This window comes from Streptomyces pseudoechinosporeus (assembly GCF_054783935.1).
Window position 1 is genome coordinate 47,663 of sequence record NZ_BAAGPS010000017.1, and the last position, 18,954, is coordinate 66,616.

The following is an 18,954-nucleotide window of genomic DNA, read 5'->3' on the forward strand; positions in this document are numbered from 1 at the left end:
CCTTGGTGGCGTCAGGCCGTGGCCCTCACACCGCGGCCACTTCTCGCTCCGCCCCCACCAGTTCGCGCAACTTCTCCTGGGTTTCCGGGTCCGTCGAGTACACGACGGTGCCGACCATGCCCCTGGTCAACAGCACCTTGTAGGTGTTGCGGATCAGCCGATCCACGTCGGCGTCCGGAGTGGACTTCTTGAACACCGGGTCCTTGGACGCCGTACGGTCCGTGACCCAGCGGTCGCCGCGCCAGAGCAGATCCGGGCCGATGATGACGCCGGACCAGTCGTACTCGAAGCCCTGGGCGGTGTAGACGCAGCCGATCTGTCCGAAACCCGCCGGGTCGGTTGCCCACAGGGCTGACGGTGGCGCGCCGGAGACGGAACGCTCGCCGCGCAGGTTCCAGGGACGCTCCCAGTCACCGATGACGACATCCAGCGGGAGTGGCTGACCCGGCTTGGGTTCGGGGGACCATGTCCAGCAGTAGCCGGCGGACATGCGAGCGCCGTAACCCTGGTCGCGGCGACTGTCCAGGAAGGCTTCCATCTCCTCCGGGCTCTCGGCGACCAGGAGCCGCATGCGGTCGTCGGGGTCCCAGGTGACGGGACCGCCCGGCTCCAGCCCGAGGAGTCGTACCACCCAGCGCAGATAGGCGTCGCTGCCGCCGCAGCGGAACTGGCTCTCCAGCGGGACGACATGACAGGCGATGCCCTTACGGGCGGCAGCTGCCTTGATCTCCGCGACGGTGCCCATTTCGCCGGGACGCACCACTTGGTGTTCGTCGAGGAGGAACACGGGGACGCGTGCGACGTCGATGAGTTCCTCTATCTGGGGGCGACCCGTGCGGTGGGCGGCGGGAGTGTAGCGATTGGCCGAGGTCTCGCGGATGCGGTGGGCCTCGTCGCAGATCAGGACGTCGAGGGTGTTCTTCTCGGTCGTCATGAAGCTGTTGAAGTACTTGAAGAGGTCCTGTACTTCGCGCTTGCGGGCGCCCGCGACCTTGCGCATGGTCTTGGTGAACGACTGGGAGCCGGTGGCGTGCAGAGCGGGGACGCCCTGCCGGTACAGCTCGCCGAGTACGGAGAGAGCGATGACGCTCTTGCCCGTCCCGGGGCCTCCGGTGACGATCAGGACTTCCTTGTGATCGGACCGCTTCGCCCTGCGGACGGCGTTGAGCACCATGCGGTACGCCACTTGCTGCTCGTCCAGTAGCACGAACTGCTCGCGCTCGCGCACCTCCTGGGCCGCGACGGACATCAGTTGCTTGGACGGGACCGTCTTGCCGGCGAGGAGTTCGTCGGCGGCGCTGGCACCCGGGTGTTCGTCGCTCAGCTTGGCACGGAGATGTGCGATGAACTCCCCCCGGCGCTCGGCAGTGAACAGCTGCCCTCGCTCGTCGAGTTCGATCTCACGCAGTCCGCTCGCCCCGGACTCGGTGGCGTTGTGGAGGTAAGCCACTCCGCTGACGCGCTGTGGGTGCTCGGCGACCGCGCCGTTGAAGTTGACGAGGTACTGGCAGTAGCGGCGTACCTGCTCGATGGGGTTGAGGACGGGGTGCGCATAGGCGTCGACATGGCACAGGACTGGGTCGTCCTCATCGGGAGTTGCCTGGCTCCACTGCTTCAACTCCACTACGACGTATGACGGTTCACCCGTTACGGGATGAATTCCGGCGAGCACGGCGTCCGCCCGCTTGCTGTTCAGCGGGAGGGCGTACTCGATCATGACTTCGACGTCGCCGAGCCCGGCTTCGTTCAGTGCGGCCGTCAGGTCGGGGATGCTCCGTTCCCAGGAGCGGACCTCGGAGGAGCCCGGTCGGTAACCGTGCATGTGGACGAACTGCTCGGTGAGGTGCAGGAACAGCGAACCATCGAGAGCCATGACAGCGACCGTTTCGGCGGACGCGCGGAACAGCAAGGAAATCCCCCAGGCAGCACGAAATGACTCGTGCGGGTGGGGGCATGTCCTTCGTGACTCCACCGAGGTGGAGCGGAAGCCCGGCGGGCCGCGACAACGATGCGATCAAGGGTACCTGGGCGACGGGTGGAGGCCAGGGCTCCCGGTTCTGTCTATGGCGACGCGCAGTGAACGGCTGGCTTTCCCCTTCGGTTCAGCTCGCCCCGCTGCCACGCCGCTGCTCGGGGCGGGCGGGCGCGATGATGGTAGGAGCGCATCCGGGCTGTGCGAGGCTGTCCGCTCCGAGGACTTGGCAGCGCTCCAGTCCGTGCCGATGCCACAGTGCGGCGGTCCACGCGCAGAGCAGCGCGTCGATGAGGTCTTCCCGATGCTTGTAGTCGACTGCCCGCTGAGGTGAGGGCTCATCGAGCAGCCGACGGGAGATCGGGTGGGAGGAGAGCAGGAGGGGCGGATCCGTGGTGGCCAGGCCCACCATGTGCGAGATCAGCTTGTCGCACTCCTCCGCCCGGACCGCTCGCCACTGCGCCGTCGGTACTCGCGCCGGCCGACGCTTGTACGTGGGGCGCTCCTGGTCGTAGCCCAGCTCCCAGGCTCCGACCAAGGCCGTGTACGGATAGCACTCGGAGACGACCAGCCCGCCCGTCGGCGGCCCGCCCCTGCCGTCGTCGTAGGCCCAGCCGGACTCCTGCAGCAACTCCCTCAATAGCACTCCGGCCCGGCGGGGAGAGCTCTGGTTGGTGCTGTTCGCGCTCACCTTCCAACGGCCGTACCTCTGGCCGACCTCCCGCTCGCACAGCCGCTGGCCGGTTGGGTTGTCGACGACCAGCGGCGCGTCGACAAAGGTCAGGGTCGATCCGTCGACGGCTGTCTTGGCCAGCCATGACATCGTCTCTTCGAGCCCAACGGTCCAGTCGCAGTCGATCACTACACCGCGACCGTCGATGGCAACTATGCCGGTCTCGTTGGGCTTGACACGGGCTCCGCCCTGCGCCCAGGCGAGGTCGATGCCGATGAGCCGCTCAATCCCCATGCGTCGGTAGTACCAGAGAACCGGCCACTGGCGTGACGCGGTCCTCTTCTCGCTGATCAACAGGGAGGACGGCGACCGAGGTGTTCACCCTTTGTAGCGCGCTCCGCCGTGGCGCCCGTGGACGGAGAGCGCGGGGCTCGGGACCCCGACCAATCGCTGACCCGCGACGGGCTGTATGTGTCGTGGTCGGGGAACCGAGCCCGTTCCTGGTGGAGGCAGGCATGCGTCAGAGCCGTGCCGTGCCAGCCGTACCAGCCATGTCGACCAGTTCGCAGAGCGCGCCCGCGAGTGCGTCGAGACCGGGACCGGCCGGGCCGCCCGGCTCCGACATGTAGACGTCCCGCCGGATCTCGATCATCAGGGCGCTGACCCGTGGGTCGTTCCCGTAATACTTCAGTGGGGCGTACGTCCCACTGAAGGGGCTGTTGACTCCCGTGCCGCCGAAGCCCGCGAACGCCTTCTCGGCGTGGGCCAGCAGATCGGCCGGGGTGTGGAAGGCGTCCCGGCCCAGGCAGATGGGCGGCCGGGGTCCGTCACCGTGGAGCTCGTAGGGCAGACGCTCGGTCGGGTAGGAGTGGACGTCAATGATCACGGCCCGCCCGATGGCGTCCAGCCGCTGGCTCACGGCGTCCGTCATGGCGGCGGCGTACGGGTGGAAGTACCGCTCGATGAGCGGCTGTCCGTCGTAGTCGGTCAGCCGCAGCTCCTCCCCGTGTGTGGTCCGCGTGTAGACCGCGCCCATGCCGACGGCCAGCATCTCCTCCCGCTCGTCCGGGAACCGTTCGGGGTCGACGACCAGCCGCGACAGCTGGTTGACGAACCGCCAGGGCTCGGTGGTGGCACGAGAGGCGGCCTCCGCCGCGATCCGAGCGGTGTGCGCGTCGGTGATGTGGTCCAACTCCCGCTCCAGCGCCCGATCGTCGAGCACGATCCCGGCCCGTACATCCGCAGGTATCGCTCGCGAGGAGTGCGGCACGTGCAGGATCACCGGAGAGTCCGGCGCGCCAGGCTTGAGCTGGTAGGAGGCCGACACGTCGTTCAATTCGAGGGTTCCTTGCTGTGTGAGCTGCTCACCTTCGGCTGGGCCAGGGGTGTGAAGGGCGGGCGGTGCTCATCCGGGAAACGCGGACGCCGCCACCCGTCCGTTCGCAGGGTCAAGCATGCACCTCATCACCTGACCTGCGGGCGGTGAACAGCAGGTACTCCCACTCCATGGCCGTGCTGCCCGCCCCTTGGTCGTATCGCCGGGCGAGTTCGGCGAGGTCGCGGTCCAGCGCGGCAGTGCGGGCGGGGTCATCGGCGATGGCTCGGTAGGTGGCGATCGTCGGGCCGTAGCGCTCCTTGAAGTAGTCGCGGAACTCCTCAGGGCTCTTGAAGCGGTCGACCAGCACCGTCTGTTTACGCGTCTCGATGTCAGTGACCCGGTCACCGAACAGGGCGCGAACGTGGTCCTCGTCTCCCCACAGGGGCGGGGGCTGCGCGCCCGGCGGGGGCGGCGGCGCGTAGGGCTTCATCGTGGCGAGCATCTGGCCGAGGAAGCCCTCGGGCGTCCAGCTGAGCAAGCCGATCGTGCCGCCCGGGCGGCAGACGCGTACGAGTTCGTCGGCGGCGGCCTGGTGATGCGGGGCGAACATGACCCCGACGCAGGACAGCACCGTGTCGAACTCGCCGTCCCCGAACGGCAATGCCTCGGCGTCCGCCTGGCGCCACACCACTTCGGCGCCGCGCTGCGCGGCAAGTCGCCGCCCGGCCTCGAACAGCTCCGGGGTCAGGTCACAGGCCACCACGCTCGCCCCGGCCAGCGCCGCGGGAATCGCGGCGTTGCCCGAGCCGGCCGCCACGTCCAGCAGCCTCCTCCCCCGGCCTTCGCCCCGGGGGGACCCCGTCTCGCTTCGCTCGCCACCACCGCGCACCCCGCACGCCTCGACCAGGACCTCACCCAGCTCGGGGATGATCTCAGCGGCCACGGCAGGGTAGTCACCCTGCGCCCACATCGCCCGGTGCCTGGCTTTCAGAGCACGGTCGACCTCGACCGCGTCGGTCAGTTCGCTCATGACAGCACTCCTTCTGGACACTTTCCGTGCACTACGACGGCTGTGGGAACCCCGAACTCGTTGTCCGCACTCGTTGTCCGCCACGGCACGGAGCCTAGGAACGGGGTATGCCGTCTACTAGTCCCAGATCTGTACTGGAGCGTCGTCATTCGACACCGTCCGGCTACTGCTGGGCTGGTTTGTCCGGCGGCGGGGGCATACTCTGCCCGGCATGGGGGCCTCGTATCGCCAGTTCTGCCCTGTCGCCAAGGCGATGGAGCTGCTCGACGAGCGCTGGACGCTGCTCATCGTCCGTGAGCTCGTCCTCGGCAGCCGACGTTTCAATGACCTGCGTCGCGGTGTGCCGCGGATGTCCCCCACGCTGCTGTCCAAGCGGCTGCACCAGCTGGTGCGCGCCGGCGTCGTGGAGAAGCAGACCGACGGCAGAGAGGTGCAGTACGTTCTGACCGCGGCCGGACGTGAACTGCGGCCGGTGATCGAGGCACTCGGTGTCTGGGGCACCCGCTGGATCGGACAGATCGGCGACGAGGATCTCGATCCGAAACTGCTGTTGTGGGACCTGCATCGAAACGTCGTCCGTGAGGCCGTCCCCGACGGGCGGACGGTGGTCCGCTTCAGCTTCCCGGACGTCCCCACGGGCACTCGGGACTGGTGGCTGGTGATCACTCCCGAGGACACCGACGTCTGCAACGTGGACCCCGGCTACGCGGTGACGGTAACGGTGACGGCCGGCCTGCGCCGCATGATCGAAGTCTGGCGTGGTGACCTCAGCTGGTCCGAGGCTCTGCGTGTCGGCGCGGTCAAGGTGGACGGCCCTGAGGCGCTGCGCCGCGCCGTACCAGAGTGGTTCACGCTGTCGGCGTTCGCCGCGGTGCCCCGGCCCGTCGCCGTCACGGCGGACTTGAAGTAGACCCGGGTGGTTGCCGCTTCGTCCGCGGCGCTGTCACTCCCGCGCTGTCCGCGGGAGCCAGCCGTTGACGCGGCGGTCGGCCCATTGAACGAGTCCGACCGCGCCGAGGGCCACCAGGACGACGGCGAGCAGTACGGCCAGGACGCTCTCGCTGTCGAAGCGGCCGCCTGCCTGGGTGAGGACCCGGCCGAGGCCGACGACGGCGATGAACATTTCGCCGTTGATCATTCCGGTGACCGCGCGGCCGATGCCGAGCCGGATGCCGGCCATGGCCAGCGGCAGGGCGGCGGGGACGACGACCTTGAGCAGGAGTTGCCGCTCGTTCGCCCCGTACAGGTGGGCCATCTCGGTGAGGTGCTCGGGGACCGCTCGTACGGCGGAAGCGGTGCTGATCACGATGATGAAGAGCGAGTACATGACCACGACGGCCACGATGGAAGCCCTGCCCGGGCCGAACAGCGAGAAGAAGACCGGGGCGAACACCAGGGACGGAGCCGTCAGCAGTGCGTACATGTAGACGCCGAGCGCGGCGTCCACCGGGCGGTATCGACCCATCAGCACGCCGAGTGTCAGCCCCAGGACGAGGGAGATCGCGAACCCGAGGACGAGGTTGGTGAGGCTGGAAGCCAGGCTGTTGAGGATCAGCCCGTCCAGGGTCATCTCCCACAGTCGGGCGACGACGGCGCTGGCCGGCGGGAGGAAGGCGGCGTCGGCGGACCACGCGACCACCTCCCAGAGGACCGCCCCGGCCAGCAGCCCGACCAGCGGCGGAGGCACCGCGACGCGCGAATTCCTCCGTACGCTCGTGCGGGCTGCAGGGGTCGTGGCGGTCATCCGGCCACCTCCTGGGTTGCCGCGGCCCGGGCAGACGTGCGGTGGTCGGGGTGCATGGTGCGCAGGCTCTCCCAGAGCCGCGAGGTGATCGCGGTGAACTCGGGCGACTGCTCCAGGCCCCCGACGTCGGCAGAGCGGGGCCGTGGGATGCCGATGGGGACGATCTCGGCGATCCGGCCGGGGCGCGGGCTCATGAGGACCACCCGGTCCCCGAGAAGTACGGCCTCCTCCATGCTGTGGGTGATGAAGACGACGGTCAGCCGCCGGCGTTCCCAGATGGACAACAACTCCTCCTGGAGGATGCGCCGGGTCTGCTCGTCGAGAGCGCCGAACGGCTCGTCCATCAGCAGGACGTTCGGCTCCACGGCCAGCGCCCTGGCCAGACCGACGCGCTGCTGCATGCCGCCGGACAACTCGCCGGGCAGCCGCGACTCGAACCCGCCGAGTCCGACCAGCTCGATCAGCTCCCTTGCCTTCTCGTGCCGGACCGCGCGGCTCTCCCTCCGGAGTTCGAGACCGAAGGCGACGTTGTCCAGCACCGTGGCCCAGGGCAGCAGCGCGAAGTTCTGGAAGACCATGGCCCGGTCGGGACCTGGGCGGCGTACGGGCTCGCCGTCGACGACGATGTCGCCCTCGTCCCAGTCGATGAGTCCGGCGATCGCGCGCAGCAGGGTGGTCTTGCCGCATCCGCTCGGGCCCAGGACGGTGAGGAACTCGTTGTCCCCGACCGTGAGGTTGACGTCCTTGAGGGCATGGACGTCGCTGCCCTCCCGCCCGGTGAATTTCTTGGTGACGCCTCGGATCTCAATCACGTGTACTCCTTGCGGAATTCCGGGGGGCCGCCCACGGAGTGGCTTTGCGCTCGACCCAGCGCGCGGCGGCGATCAGCGCGAGTGCCTCGATGAGAATGACGACGATGGTCGCGTACAACTTGGGCGCCTCGAAAAGGCTGCGGTACTCGAGAATGAGACCGCCGAACCCGACCGACACCATGAGCAGTTCCACGATGACCATTCCGGTGACGGCACGGCCGAGCGCGAGCCGGACGCCGGTCATGATGGCGGGCAGGGCGCCGGGAATGAGAATGCGCCGCCAGATCTGAGCCTCTGACGCCCCGTAGGTGCGGCTCATCTCGATGAGCGAGGCGTCGATCTGCCGTATGCCGGCACGGGCGTTGACGATCACCATGACGACCGAGAAGAGAGTCACCAGGATCACCCGCGACAGCAGCCCGAATCCCACCGACATCACCAGCAGTGGAATGACGGCGGCCATCGGCGTCACCAGCAGAATGCTGAGGTAGATGTCGGTGTAGCGCTCGACGGTGCGGAAGCGCCCCAGCAGCAGCCCGGCCGGTACGCCGAGTACGACGGCCGCGACGAAACCGAGGACCAGCGCCTGGTTGCTCAGCCAGAGCGCCTTCCACAACTCGGCCTCGCCGAGCAGTTCGACGGTCGCCACCGCCGTGTCGGAGAAGGGCGGCAGCAGGATGCCGCCCCAATAGCGCCCGTACACCTCCCAGGCGGTCGCGAACACGGCGAAGGTGAGCAGTTGGTAGAGGAGGGTGCCGTGAACTGCCTTCCGCAGCAGGCTGGTTGTGGGGCGGCGCGTCGTGGCGGAGACACCGGAAGCGGTCATGCGCCTTCTCCCCGTTCCTGCGCGGCCGGTTCCTGCTCGGCCGCCGCGCGGTCGACGAAGCTGAGATCCGCCACGTCCTCGACCGGCATGCGCTTGACGATTCCCGCGTCCACGAAGAAGTCGACCGTCCGCTGGACGCTCCGCGGAGTCAGCCCCGCGGCATCGAACAGCCCGGCCTCCACGTACTGCCGGCTGGTGACCTTCGCCGTCGCGTCGTCGTAGGCGTCCGGCAGGTACTTCTTCAGCAGGGACACGAGGTAGCCGGGGTCCGCGTTGATCTTCCGGTGCTCCGCGACGAGCGCGTCGATGAATGCCTGGCTGGGCTTGCGGTGTTCGCCGAGATAGTCCTCGTTCGCGTACACGGTCTGTGGGTGCAGCCCGGGAAAGACCTCCTTGAAGTCCGCCAGCCGGTGCAGTCCCTTGCCTCCGCCGGCCCGTTCCAGGGTGATGGCGTCGGTCACTTCAAGGGCGGTCGCGTCGATCTGGCCGGACAGCAGGGCCTGCGCGCGGGCGTCGGAGCCGCCGATGGTCAGGTATTCCGGTTCGGAGCCGGCTCGGCAGTCCTCGCTGACCCACTGCCGGACCATCGCCGTCGCGACGGAGCCCTCACTGAAGATCCCGAAGGGACGGCCGTCCAACTGGTCGCAGCTGTCACGGTTCTGGGCGCCGTAGACCGCCCATTGGTTGCCGATGGCATCGGCGACGATCCGGATCGGCGCCCCCTTGGACATCGCGATCAGCGCGGGGCTCGTCGCCTCCGCCGAGAACTGGTAGTCGCCGCGGACGAGGCCCTCGATGGCGAGTTCCGGCTCGGCGGCCTCCTCCACCTTGACGTCGAATCCCTGCTCACGGACCGCGTCGACGGCCGCGAGCAGCGGAACCGCGGCGATGTCCGGCTCGATCAGCGCCACTGTGAAGGAGTTGTCGCTGCCGCCACCGGAACATCCGGCCAGTAACAGGGTGGCGGAAACGATGGCGCCCAACGCTCTCCGGCATTTCAGACGGTGCCGGGAAGCAGGCGTTCTCACCGAGCGACTCGACAAGGGGTCGCTCCTCTCTGCGAAATGCCGCCGAGGCCTTGTGTCTTCGCCGGGACGGCGTGTGATACTGGGTATGCAATCGATTGCGCTTACGTATGCACAATCATGTGCGGGCCAGAACGAGCCCGTCAACCCAGTAGCGCCAGGAAAGTTCGCCCGCCGCCGACGAGAGAGGTAGCAACCGGTGACCGCATCAGAGGGCAAGGCATCCGGCCGTGCACGAGGCGGCCAACGCCGCCCGACCATGGCCGATGTCGCGCGCGAAGCGGGCGTGAACGCCTCGACGGTTTCACGCGCCATGGACGAGCGGCACCCCTTCTCGCGAAGCGCCACGGCCGCCCGGATCAAGGAGGTCGCGCAGCGTATCGGGTACTCGCCCAATCCCGCGGCAGCCAGCCTGCGCCGACAGAGCACGCGCACGATCGGCGTGGTCGTCTCAAGGCTCTCGGACGGGGTGATGGCGATCCTGTACGAGGAGATCGCCGAAGCCTGCCGGGACCACGGGCTGCACGCCCTCGTCGCGATCACCCACGACGAACCGGCTGCCGAAGCCGTCCAGGGAAGGCTGCTGCTGGACCGGATGGTGGACGGGCTGGTGCTCGCCACGGCCCGGCTGGACTCGCAGAGCGACCTCGTGCGCGAACTGGCCGCGCGGGACATCCCGTACGCCCTCGCGCTGCGGACCGACGGCCGCGGCCCGGCCTCTGTCGGCGACGACAAGCTGGGCGGATATCTGGCTGCTCGTCACCTGATCGACCTGGGGCACCGGCGGATCGCGTTGATCGCCGGCCCGCCCTACGCCTCCAACCCCGTTGGCAGGATGGAGGGTTACCGCACAGCCCTGCGGGAGGCGGGGATCACGGTGGACGAACGCCTCGTCCGGCCCTCGGAGTTCTCCATGGAGAGCGGTGAGCGGGTCGCGACCGAGCTGCTGTCCGCCATGCCCGCCGGTGAGCGCCCGACAGCCGTCATGACCGTCAACGACAACACCGCGGTCGGTGTGCTGGCAGCCGCCAGACGGCTCGGGATCAGCATTCCCGGCGAGCTCTCGCTCGTCGGGTACAACGACACCCCGCTCGCCGCTCGCCTGCCGATTCCCCTGACCAGTGTCCGCGTGCCGCTGCGCGAGATCGGACGCGGCGCGGTCGACATCCTGCTGCGGTCCATCGAGGGCAAGCCGACGGCCTCCGCTGTCTACGCGCCCACCCTCATCCCACGCGAGTCGTCGACACCCGCCCCATGAACGCCCGGCCGCCACCAACCACTTGGAGAGGAACAGCGTGCCCGAGACGCCCGAGACACTTGAGATGCTCGAGACTCTTGAGAAGATCGACGCCTTCTGCCATGTGCTTCCCCGCGACTACGCCGAGCGCCTGTTCGCGCTCGACGGCGTCCCGGCCGTGGCCAACCTGCGTAAGCGCATCATGAACATTCCCGCGTTGGTCGACCTGGACGTGCGCTTCCGGCAGATGGACGAGTTCGCCGGCTACCGCCAGATCATCAACCTGGCGGCCCCGCCCGTGGAGGACTTCGGCAGTCCGGCCCTGTCCGCCGAGTATGCGCGCATCGGCAACGACGGCCTTGCCACGCTCGTCGCCAAACACCCCGACCGCTTCGTGGGCTTCTGTGCGGCCGTCGCGCTCAACGACGTCGACGCCGCCGTCGCGGAACTCGACCGCGCGGTCGGCGAGTTGGGGGCGCTCGGCGTCCAGATATACACCCACGTCAACGGCCACCCCCTGGACGAGCAGCGCTTCGAACCGTTCTGGGAACGCGCCGCCGAACTCGACCTCCTCGTCCAGGTCCACCCCTGCCGCAACTCCTCCTGGCCCGACTACCCCACCGAGGAACGCTCCCGGTACGAGATCTGGTGGACCTTCGGCTGGGAGTACGACCTGTCCGCCTTCATGGCCCGCATCGTCTTCGGCGGCGTACTCGAACGCCACCCGGACCTGAAGCTGCTCATCCACCACGGCGGCAGCATGATCCCCCACTTCTCCGGCCGCGTCGGCCCCGGATGGGACCAACTCGGTTCACGCACCCCGGACCACCAGCGCGAGGACGTCACCGGTTATCCGCTCACCAAGCGCCCGCTGGACTACTTCAAGATGTTCTACGCCGACACCGCGCTCTTCGGCGCCCCGCACGCCCTGCGCTGCGCCCTGGAGTTCTTCGGCCCGGACCGTGTGCTGTTCGGCTCCGACTCGCCGTACGACCCCGAGAAGGGTCCCGGGTACATCCGCTCGGGGATCGCCGACCTGGCGGCCATGGACCTCACCGACGCGGAGCGCGCCGCCGTCTTTTCCGGCAATGTACGCAGACTGACCGGGTCCAGGCTTTCTGCACCGGCCGCCACCCGGTGAGCTGCCGTCTCGTATCGCATTGACTTGCTCTCCCTCCTGAAAGAGGGGAGAGCAAGTCAATTGCCCCAGATCTTCCGATATGCCTCCCGGTAACCCGACGGGTTCCAGGTCATGGCCCCGCCGCTGTTGGCGGCCGTGGTGATGTGGACGGGGGCGACGTATCCGCTGGCGGGTCGTCCGGCGAAGGCGCGGTTGAACTCGTCGATGATCTGCCAGCCCTGCTGGGACAGCGGCTCGGGAACGGTGGCGGCCTGGTACTGCTCGCTGTTGATGCGCTGGAAGGCGGAGGGGTCGCCGTCGCCCGCGCCGATGTTGAAGGGAGGGCCGGAGCCCTGCTTGCCGGCGGCGCGGAGGGCGGGTGCGGCGTCGGCGAAGTACAGGTCGTTGATGGCGACGGAGTGGGTCCACTCGCTGCCGAAGCGCGAGAGGAGGGAGGAGACCTCCTGGGGGGTACGGCTGCTCGCGTCCGGGATCGGGATGTTCTCGTGCGCCAGCAGCTTCACGCCCGAGCAGGTGGCGAGTTCCTTCCTGATCAGCTCGGACTTGTTCTTGGCGAAGGGGATCGAGGCGTCGGTGAAGATGACAGCCCCGGCGTTGCCGTTGGACCGCGCGATGACCCAGTCCGCGCTGATCCTCGCCACCTCCTCGACCCGGGTGGTGACGTTGGTGAAGAGCTCGGGCCGCTTGCTGGGGCCGGGCGAACCGACCGCGTGCCAGCCGACGAGCGGGATGCGCGCCGCGTTGGCCCGCGCGACCTGCCGTGAGGTCGAGTTGGGGTCGAAGCCGCCGATGACGATGCCCGAGGGCTTCAGTGCCACGGCCTGGCTCAGTGCCGCCTGGAGGCCGGCGGGGGTGCCCCCGCCGTCGATCACCCGGACCTTCCAGCCGATAACCTCAGCCGCTTCCTTCACCCCGTTCGCGGCACCTGCGACGCCGGGGTTGGTCATGCTCTGCGCGACATAGACGATGGTCTTGCCGGACACCGCCGCGGGGCCGCCGGCCGGGCCTCTGAAGGAGACGTCGGTCTTCTCGGCCTGCCTGACGGCCGCCTCGGCCCTGGCGAGGGTGGCGGGGCAACCACTCGGGCCCTCGGTGGACTCCCCGGGTCCGGTCGACGAGCCGCGTTCGCAGCCGACCAGGACTGCTGCCGCTGCCAGCAGAGCGGCGGAGGCGAGTGAGCCGAAGGGGCGGGCCTGAAGTCGAAAGGAAGTCGCGCGCAGGGAGCGAGGGCTCCGATCGCCAAGCGGCGGAGCCGTGCACTCGGCGGCAGCCGGCTGCCGCCGCGCGGGCGTCCGAGCACGTCGACCTCTCCCAGCCACCGCTGGGAGTTGCACCCGAGAGGCTTGTAGCGCACCGGGGGCGAACCGGGCCTTGAAAACGGTGAGGGCGGTCTTGCGGTGGGAGTGCACGGGAGCTCCTCGCGGAGGGACAGCGCGAACAAGCGGGCATGCGGCCGGATGTCACGGAGTGGGCGTCGAAGGATGGGTCATGGAGTGGTCCCGGAGGTGTCGTCCGGTGTCGGCGTCGACTCTGGGGCTGCGGTGGCGCCGGTGCGCAACCGGCGGCGGGCGGCGTAGCCGGCCAGGCCGACGGCGAGGAGCAGGGTGCCACCGTTGAACAGCGGGGTCGCCCAGAAGTCGGCACCGAGTTGGCCGATGCCGGCGAGGCCGACGGCGAGGACGGTGACGGCGACAACGGTGCCCATGGCGTTGGCACGGCCGGGTTTGATCGCGGTGGAGCCGAGCAGGGCGCCGACGAAGGCGGGCAGCAGGTAGTCGATGCCGACGCTCGGGTTGCCGATCTGCTGCTGGGCGGCGAGCAGCACACCGGCGAAGCCGACGATCAGCCCCGATCCGGCGAAGGCGTAGACGGAGTACTTGCGGGTGGGAATGCCGACGAGGTCGGCGGCGCGGGGGTTGGAGCCGACGACGTACAGGTACCGGCCGAGCGGCAGGCGCTCCAGCAGCAGCCAGAGGGCGACCGCGAGGGCGAGCACGTAGTAGGCGGGTACCGGAAGGCCGAGGAACGTGGAGTCATAGATGTCGGTGAAAGCGGCCGGCAGGCCTTGCGGGCCGGGGATGATCCGGCCGCCGTCGGTGATCCAGCCGGTGCAGGCGAGCAGCATGCTGCCGGTCCCGAGAGTGGCGATGAAGGAGTCGATCCGGCCGAACTCGACAACGACACCGTTGAGGACGCCGACAGCCACCCCTCCGAGGATGACCGCGAGGCAGGCGAGCGGCCAGGGCCACCCGTCGTTGACGATGAGCTGCATCACCATGACGTGCGCCAGACCGAGGCCGTAACCGATGGAGAGGTCGAATTTGCCGGTCACGATGGGGACCATCGCGCCGAGCGCGAGGATGGCCGGGACCGACTGGTTGAACAGGATCGAGGAGATGTTGTTCAGGGTCGGAAAGGTACGCGGCAGAGCGACGGAGAAGACCAGGAAGAGCAGGGCGGTGAGGGCCAGGAGGCCGTAGGTGCCGATGAAGTGCCCGCCCAGTCGGCCCGCGCCGCCCGGTCGGCCCTTTCGTCCCGGCCGGCCCCTGTCGCCACCGTCTGGTCCGCCCCGTCGGCCCCTGCCGCCACCGCCCAGCCCGCCCAGCCCACCCGGCTGGCTTCTGCCACCACCGCCCGGCTGGGCCGACCGGCTCCGCCGGCCCAGCCGGGATCGGGGCGAGGGGGAGGATGCGGTCATCGGTTCGTCACGGTTCCGGGAGCGGGCACGGCCGAGGCTGCCCGGGTGAGTCCGGCGACGGTGAGGGCCGCACCGCTCAGCTCGGCCGTCACGGCCCCGCGGACGAAGACCAGGGCGCGTCGGCACACGCCCGCGACCTCCTCGAAGTCGGTGGAGATGAGCAGTACCGCGAGGCCGGCGGCCAGCGCGTCGTCGAGCAGGCGGTGGATCGCGGCCTTGGCGCCGACGTCCACGCTTGCGGTCGGTTCCTCGAGGATCAGCAGCCGCAGGCCCACCCGGAGCCACCGGCCGATCATGACCTTCTGCTGGTTGCCGCCGGACAGGGTGGCGATCGGGGCCTCGCTGTCGCGGGGACGCACCGAGAACCGTTCGATCAGGGTGGTGGCCTCGGCGCGCTCGCGTCGGGGGCTGATCCAGCGCAAGGCCGGCAGGTCTCCCGCACGGGGGTTGGCCAGGAGGTTCTCCCGTACGGTCAGTTCGGCGGCGCAGCCCTCCTCCTGCCTGTTGCCGGTCACCAGGCCGACGCCGAGGCCGACGGCGGCGGCGACCGTACGAGGGCTGTACGGCCGGCCGTCGAGGAGTGCCCGCCCGTCGAGGACCGGCCGGGAGCCGGCGAGGGCGCGGCCCAGGTCCATGTGCCCGGCGCCCGTGAGGCCCACCAGGCCGAGGGCTTCGCCGGCCCGCAGTTCCAGGCTGACCGGTCCGGCCCCAGCGGTCCGTACGTTGTCGAGGGTCAGGACGGCCGGGCCGTCGGCGGGGACGGGGGCGGGCCGGTGGCCGGTCAGTTCCTCGCCGACGATGTCGTGCACCAGGCGGGTGGGGCTGTAGCCCGCCAGCGGGCCCTGGCTGACGAGGCGGCCGTCGCGCAGGACGGCGAAGGTGTCGGCGACCTCGTACACCTCGTCCAGGCGATGGCTGACGTAGAGGATGCCGTGCCCCCGGTCGCGCAGGGTGTGCAGTACGTCGAATAGCCGGGCACAGTCCGCTGCGGGGAGGCTTGCGGTCGGCTCGTCGAGGACGATGAGTTCCGCCCGCGTCGCCAGGGCACGGGCGATGGCGACCAGCGAACGCTCGGCGGGGGCGAGGTCGGCGATCCGGGCGTCGGCTGCGAGATGTCCGGCGACGATCCGCAGGGCCTCGGCGCAGCGCTCCCGGGTCCGCCGCCAGGAGATCAGTCCGGCGCGGCGTGCGTACCCGGTGCTCAGGGCGATGTTCTCGGCGACCGTCATCCACTCCACAAGACCGAGGTCCTGGTGGATGAAGGACATGCTCCGGGAAGCGGCATGGGTCCCGAGCCGGTGCCCGGCCACCGTCACCTCTCCCTCGTCGGCGTGGTGGACTCCGGCGAGCACTTTGATGAGCGTGGATTTTCCGGCGCCGTTGGGGCCGAGAAGGGCGAGGACACCGCCGCCGTGGATGTCGAGGTCGACCCCGGCCAGCGCGCGAGTCCCGCCGAACCGCTTGCTGAGACCGCGGATGCGGACGAGAGGTTCCGCTCCGAAGGGCGAGGGAGCGGTCACAGAGGGTGGGTTCATAGAGGTGTCGGAAGGGTCATGCACGGACTTCTCCTCTATATGCCTCACATGCCTCCGCTGCGCCACTTGCCTCGGCTACGCCGGGCGCAGCTCCCTGCTCAAACCGTGTCCAGGGCGCATTCGGCCCAGATGACCTTGCCGTCCGGGGTGTAGCGCGTGCCCCATGCCTGGGCCAGTTGTGCGACGAGGAACAGGCCACGGCCGCCCTCGTCGGTGGTGGCCGCCCGGCGCAGGTGCGGGGCGCTGATGCTGGTGTCGGAAACCTCGCAGATCAGGGTGCGGTCGTGGAGCAGCCGTACCTGGATGGGCCCGGCACCGTGGCGGATGGCGTTGGTGACCAGCTCGCTGAGCAGCAGTTCCGCGGCGAACGCGGCCTCGTCCAGCCCCCAGTCGGTCAGCTGCCGGGTGGCGGAGGCACGGATTTCGCTGACGCGGGCCGGGTCGGCGGGCAGGTCCCAGGTGGCGATCCGGTGGGGGGCCAGGGCGTGGGTACGGGCAACGAGCAGTGCGATGTCGTCACCGGGACGGGCGGGTGCCACGGTGTCCAGGACCGCTTGGCAGGTGTCGTCGGGTGAACGGTCCGGGTGGGCCAGGGCTCCGCGCAGTTGGTCGAGGGCGACGTCGATGTCGCGGTGCCGGTCCTCGATGAGCCCGTCGGTGTAGAGGACCACCTGGCTGTTCTCGGGGATGTGGATCTCGGCGGTTTCGAAGGGAAGGCCGCCGAGGCCGAGCGGGGGCCCGGCGGGCAGGTCGGGGAATGACACGACGCCGTCAGGGCGGACCAGCGCGGGCGGGGGGTGGCCGGCGCGGGCCATGGTGCACTGTTGCGAGGTGGGGTCGTAGACGGCGTACAGGCACGTCGCGCCGATGATGCCGTCGGCGTCGGTATCGGGATCGTCCCTGCTCGCCTCCCGGTCAAGGCGCGCCACGAGATTGTCGAGGTGGGTGAGAACCTCGTCCGGGCTGAAGTCGAGTTCGGCGAAGCTGCGTGCGGCTGTGCGCAGCTGCCCCATGGTGGCGGCGGCATGCATTCCGTGGCCGACGACATCGCCCACGACGAGGCCGATACGGCTGCCGGAGAGGGGGATGACGTCGTACCAGTCTCCGCCCACCCCGGACTCGGCGGGCAGATAACGATGGGCGACGTCGACGGCGTCCTGCTCGGGCAGGCCCTGCGGGAGCAGGCTGCGCTGGAGGGCCAGCACCATGGCGTGTTCGCGGGTGTAGCGCCGGGCGTTGTCCATGCACAGGGCGGCGCGGGTCGCGAGTTCCTGGGCCAGCGAACGGTCATCGTCCCCGAAGGGGGCGGAGTCCTGCGAGCGGTAGAAGCTGACGATGCCCAGGACGACGCCGCGGGCGACCAGGGGGACGGCGATGAGGGAGTGGGCGTGGGCGAGGAGCCGCTCTGTGTGCTCGGGGTCCTGGGCGAGCCAGCCGGCGGCAGCCTTCAGGTCGGGTTCCAGCACTGCCTGCCTGCTGGTCAGACAGCGCAGCTGGGGCGTGGTCGGGTGGAAGTCGACCCGCTTGCCGACCGAGTGGAAGGGCAAGTCGTCACGGATGCCGTGGACCACCGTACGGAGCATGTCGGTACGGGGGTCGGCGGGCTCCTCGCCGTGCAGTACGGCCTCGGGCAGGTCGATCGTGACGAAGTCGGCCAGTCGCGGGACGGTCGTCTCGGCGAGTTCCCGGGCGGTGCGGCGCACATCCAAGGTGGTGCCTATGCCCGCGCTGGCATCGGACAGCAGCTCCAGGCGGCGGCGTGCCGCGAGGGCGTACTTCCCTACTTCCGGCTCTCCCACCATCACCAGCCCTCGGGTCATGCCGTTGGTGGTGTCGTCGGTCCTGCCGCCCGCGCCGACAGCCGTGGCACCCCGGACGGGTGCGGCGACGGGAAGGGGCCCGGACGACGACCGCGGTTGCGGGACGCCGGGGACGGGGATGGCGGCGTGCTCGGCATGGCGGCTCAGCGGCTCGCCGGCCGGGTGCGGGATGGCGAGGTGCTGTCGCGGTGAGGGGTGCTGTCGCGGTGCGTGGCTGGGGAGGATGGCCTCGATGGCGATGCCCTCCACTCCGAAGGCGCTCGTCATCGGACGGCTCACGAGGGTGACCCGCCGCCCGTCGGACAGGGACACGTCGACGGCGGCCCGCTGCGCGCAGGAGATCAGCTCGGTGGCCTTCTCCTTGAGGATTGTCCTATCGCGGCTGTGCAGTCCCTGGGCCAGTTCGTCCACCCTGACGGTGTGTCCCGTTCCCGGCGGCCCGCCGGTCCGCGCGCGGCGGCCGGCATCGAGGTATGTCCGCAGCAGACCGCGCTCTCGCGCCGAACTCTGCTCAAGCAGCCGCCATTCGATGGCCTCGGCCGCCATGCGTATCACGGTGTCCAGCACCGGGTCCGCGGCGCTGCGCGGATAGCCGAAGCACAGGATGCCCTCGATACGCCCGCTGAGCGGGTCGCGGACGGGGATCGCGTGGCAGCCGTTCGACTGACCGCGCTCGGCGAAGTGCTCGGCACCGTTGACCGTGATGAGCTGCCTTTCCGCGAGTGCGAGACCGATGCCATTGGTGCCCGCGAACCGCTCGGCGAACACGAATCCCGGAACACGCTGGAACTCCGGGAGAGTTCTGGCCATGGACTCGTCTCCGAAGCGGCGTTGCAGCACCATCCCGCTCCCGTCGGCGATGGCGATGTTCATCCGGCCGCCCGCGAACCTCGACCGCAGCCGGTCGAGCACAGGGCCGGCCGCGCGGACGAGCCGACCGTCCGGATCGAAATCCTCCTGGTAGGGAAGCGCGCAGCGGTCCGGTGACAGGCCCAGAGACCGGCAGCGCTGCCACGAATTCGAGATCAGGTCTCGCACACCTGCCTCGACCGGCTCGCCCTGCAGGAACCGCTCACGGGAACCTGCGAGTCCCCCGCCGTCTGTCGCACGCGCCATCTGAATC

General features: G+C 69.5%; 15 protein-coding genes. 3 read left to right on the forward strand and 12 right to left on the reverse strand.

Annotated elements, in window-relative coordinates; all coding sequences use genetic code 11:
* Window positions 1-25: 25 nt before the first annotated feature.
* The 4 genes from ACYVO6_RS22205 to ACYVO6_RS22220 form a co-directional block, all read right to left on the reverse strand.
* Complete coding sequence (locus ACYVO6_RS22205) at window positions 26-1,909, reverse strand: DNA/RNA helicase domain-containing protein (protein WP_461063689.1); 1,884 nt, start codon at window positions 1,907-1,909, stop codon at window positions 26-28.
* A 193-nt stretch (window positions 1,910-2,102) separates the two neighbouring features.
* Complete coding sequence (locus ACYVO6_RS22210; protein WP_461063691.1) at window positions 2,103-2,939, reverse strand: DUF429 domain-containing protein; 837 nt, start codon at window positions 2,937-2,939, stop codon at window positions 2,103-2,105.
* A 226-nt stretch (window positions 2,940-3,165) separates the two neighbouring features.
* Window positions 3,166-3,981, reverse strand: a complete 816-nt coding sequence (locus ACYVO6_RS22215; protein ID WP_461063693.1) for an N-formylglutamate amidohydrolase — start codon at window positions 3,979-3,981, stop codon at window positions 3,166-3,168.
* A gap of 112 nt (window positions 3,982-4,093) precedes the next feature.
* Window positions 4,094-4,993, reverse strand: coding sequence for a class I SAM-dependent methyltransferase (locus ACYVO6_RS22220; protein ID WP_461063695.1), 900 nt, complete (start codon window positions 4,991-4,993; stop codon window positions 4,094-4,096).
* Window positions 4,994-5,204: 211 nt separating this feature from the next.
* Here ACYVO6_RS22220 and ACYVO6_RS22225 point away from each other — a divergent pair, with 211 nt between their 5' ends.
* Window positions 5,205-5,903 (forward strand): winged helix-turn-helix transcriptional regulator, encoded by a 699-nt coding sequence (locus ACYVO6_RS22225; protein WP_461063697.1) that lies wholly within the window; start codon window positions 5,205-5,207, stop codon window positions 5,901-5,903.
* 33 nt (window positions 5,904-5,936) lie between these two features.
* Here ACYVO6_RS22225 and ACYVO6_RS22230 read toward each other — a convergent pair whose 3' ends face one another.
* Genes ACYVO6_RS22230 through ACYVO6_RS22245 form a run of 4 tightly spaced genes read right to left on the reverse strand, consistent with a single transcriptional unit; the run spans window position 5,937 to window position 9,358 of the window.
* Window positions 5,937-6,737 carry an ABC transporter permease gene (locus ACYVO6_RS22230; protein ID WP_461063699.1) on the reverse strand — a complete coding sequence of 267 codons (801 nt, stop codon included), beginning with the start codon at window positions 6,735-6,737 and terminating at the stop codon, window positions 5,937-5,939.
* Window positions 6,734-7,549, reverse strand: a complete 816-nt coding sequence (locus ACYVO6_RS22235) for an ABC transporter ATP-binding protein (RefSeq protein WP_461063701.1) — start codon at window positions 7,547-7,549, stop codon at window positions 6,734-6,736. The genes ACYVO6_RS22230 and ACYVO6_RS22235 overlap by 4 nt, the downstream gene beginning before the upstream one ends.
* Entirely contained in the window at window positions 7,542-8,375 is an 834-nt protein-coding gene (locus ACYVO6_RS22240; protein ID WP_461063703.1) for an ABC transporter permease, read from the reverse strand. The genes ACYVO6_RS22235 and ACYVO6_RS22240 overlap by 8 nt, the downstream gene beginning before the upstream one ends.
* Window positions 8,372-9,358 carry an ABC transporter substrate-binding protein gene (locus ACYVO6_RS22245; protein WP_461063705.1) on the reverse strand — a complete coding sequence of 329 codons (987 nt, stop codon included), beginning with the start codon at window positions 9,356-9,358 and terminating at the stop codon, window positions 8,372-8,374. Before ACYVO6_RS22245 ends, ACYVO6_RS22240 begins: the two co-directional genes overlap by 4 nt.
* Window positions 9,359-9,599: 241 nt before the next feature.
* Here ACYVO6_RS22245 and ACYVO6_RS22250 point away from each other — a divergent pair, with 241 nt between their 5' ends.
* On the forward strand, window positions 9,600-10,658 hold the full coding sequence (locus ACYVO6_RS22250) for a LacI family DNA-binding transcriptional regulator (RefSeq protein ID WP_461063707.1): 1,059 nt from the start codon (window positions 9,600-9,602) through the stop codon (window positions 10,656-10,658).
* A 37-nt stretch (window positions 10,659-10,695) separates the two neighbouring features.
* The gene (locus ACYVO6_RS22255) at window positions 10,696-11,778 is read left to right on the forward strand and encodes an amidohydrolase family protein (RefSeq protein ID WP_461063709.1); all 1,083 of its coding nucleotides are present in this window, start codon (window positions 10,696-10,698) and stop codon (window positions 11,776-11,778) included.
* Window positions 11,779-11,834: 56 nt separating this feature from the next.
* Here ACYVO6_RS22255 and ACYVO6_RS22260 read toward each other — a convergent pair whose 3' ends face one another.
* The 4 genes from ACYVO6_RS22260 to ACYVO6_RS22275 all read right to left on the reverse strand — a co-directional run bounded on the left by ACYVO6_RS22260 (window position 11,835) and on the right by ACYVO6_RS22275 (window position 18,947).
* The gene (locus ACYVO6_RS22260) at window positions 11,835-12,935 is read right to left on the reverse strand and encodes a substrate-binding domain-containing protein (RefSeq protein ID WP_461063801.1); all 1,101 of its coding nucleotides are present in this window, start codon (window positions 12,933-12,935) and stop codon (window positions 11,835-11,837) included.
* 329 nt (window positions 12,936-13,264) lie between these two features.
* Entirely contained in the window at window positions 13,265-14,476 is a 1,212-nt protein-coding gene (locus tag ACYVO6_RS22265) for an ABC transporter permease (RefSeq protein WP_461063711.1), read from the reverse strand.
* On the reverse strand, window positions 14,473-16,035 hold the full coding sequence (locus ACYVO6_RS22270) for a sugar ABC transporter ATP-binding protein (protein WP_461063713.1): 1,563 nt from the start codon (window positions 16,033-16,035) through the stop codon (window positions 14,473-14,475). The genes ACYVO6_RS22265 and ACYVO6_RS22270 overlap by 4 nt, the downstream gene beginning before the upstream one ends.
* Window positions 16,036-16,109: 74 nt before the next feature.
* Window positions 16,110-18,947 (reverse strand): SpoIIE family protein phosphatase, encoded by a 2,838-nt coding sequence (locus tag ACYVO6_RS22275; protein WP_461063715.1) that lies wholly within the window; start codon window positions 18,945-18,947, stop codon window positions 16,110-16,112.
* Window positions 18,948-18,954 lie beyond the last annotated feature (7 nt).

Bases quoted from the DNA above. Each gene is read 5' to 3' on its own strand.
- ACYVO6_RS22220 (WP_461063695.1), bottom strand. From the start codon at position 4,993: ATGAGCGAACTGACCGACGCGGTCGAGGTCGACCGTGCTCTGAAAGCC.
- ACYVO6_RS22265 (WP_461063711.1), bottom strand. From the start codon at position 14,476: ATGACCGCATCCTCCCCCTCGCCCCGATCCCGGCTGGGCCGGCGGAGC.
- ACYVO6_RS22230 (WP_461063699.1), bottom strand. From the start codon at position 6,737: ATGACCGCCACGACCCCTGCAGCCCGCACGAGCGTACGGAGGAATTCG.
- ACYVO6_RS22240 (WP_461063703.1), bottom strand. From the start codon at position 8,375: ATGACCGCTTCCGGTGTCTCCGCCACGACGCGCCGCCCCACAACCAGC.
- ACYVO6_RS22275 (WP_461063715.1), bottom strand. From the start codon at position 18,947: ATGGCGCGTGCGACAGACGGCGGGGGACTCGCAGGTTCCCGTGAGCGG.
- ACYVO6_RS22210 (WP_461063691.1), bottom strand. From the start codon at position 2,939: ATGGGGATTGAGCGGCTCATCGGCATCGACCTCGCCTGGGCGCAGGGC.
- ACYVO6_RS22225 (WP_461063697.1), top strand. From the start codon at position 5,205: ATGGGGGCCTCGTATCGCCAGTTCTGCCCTGTCGCCAAGGCGATGGAG.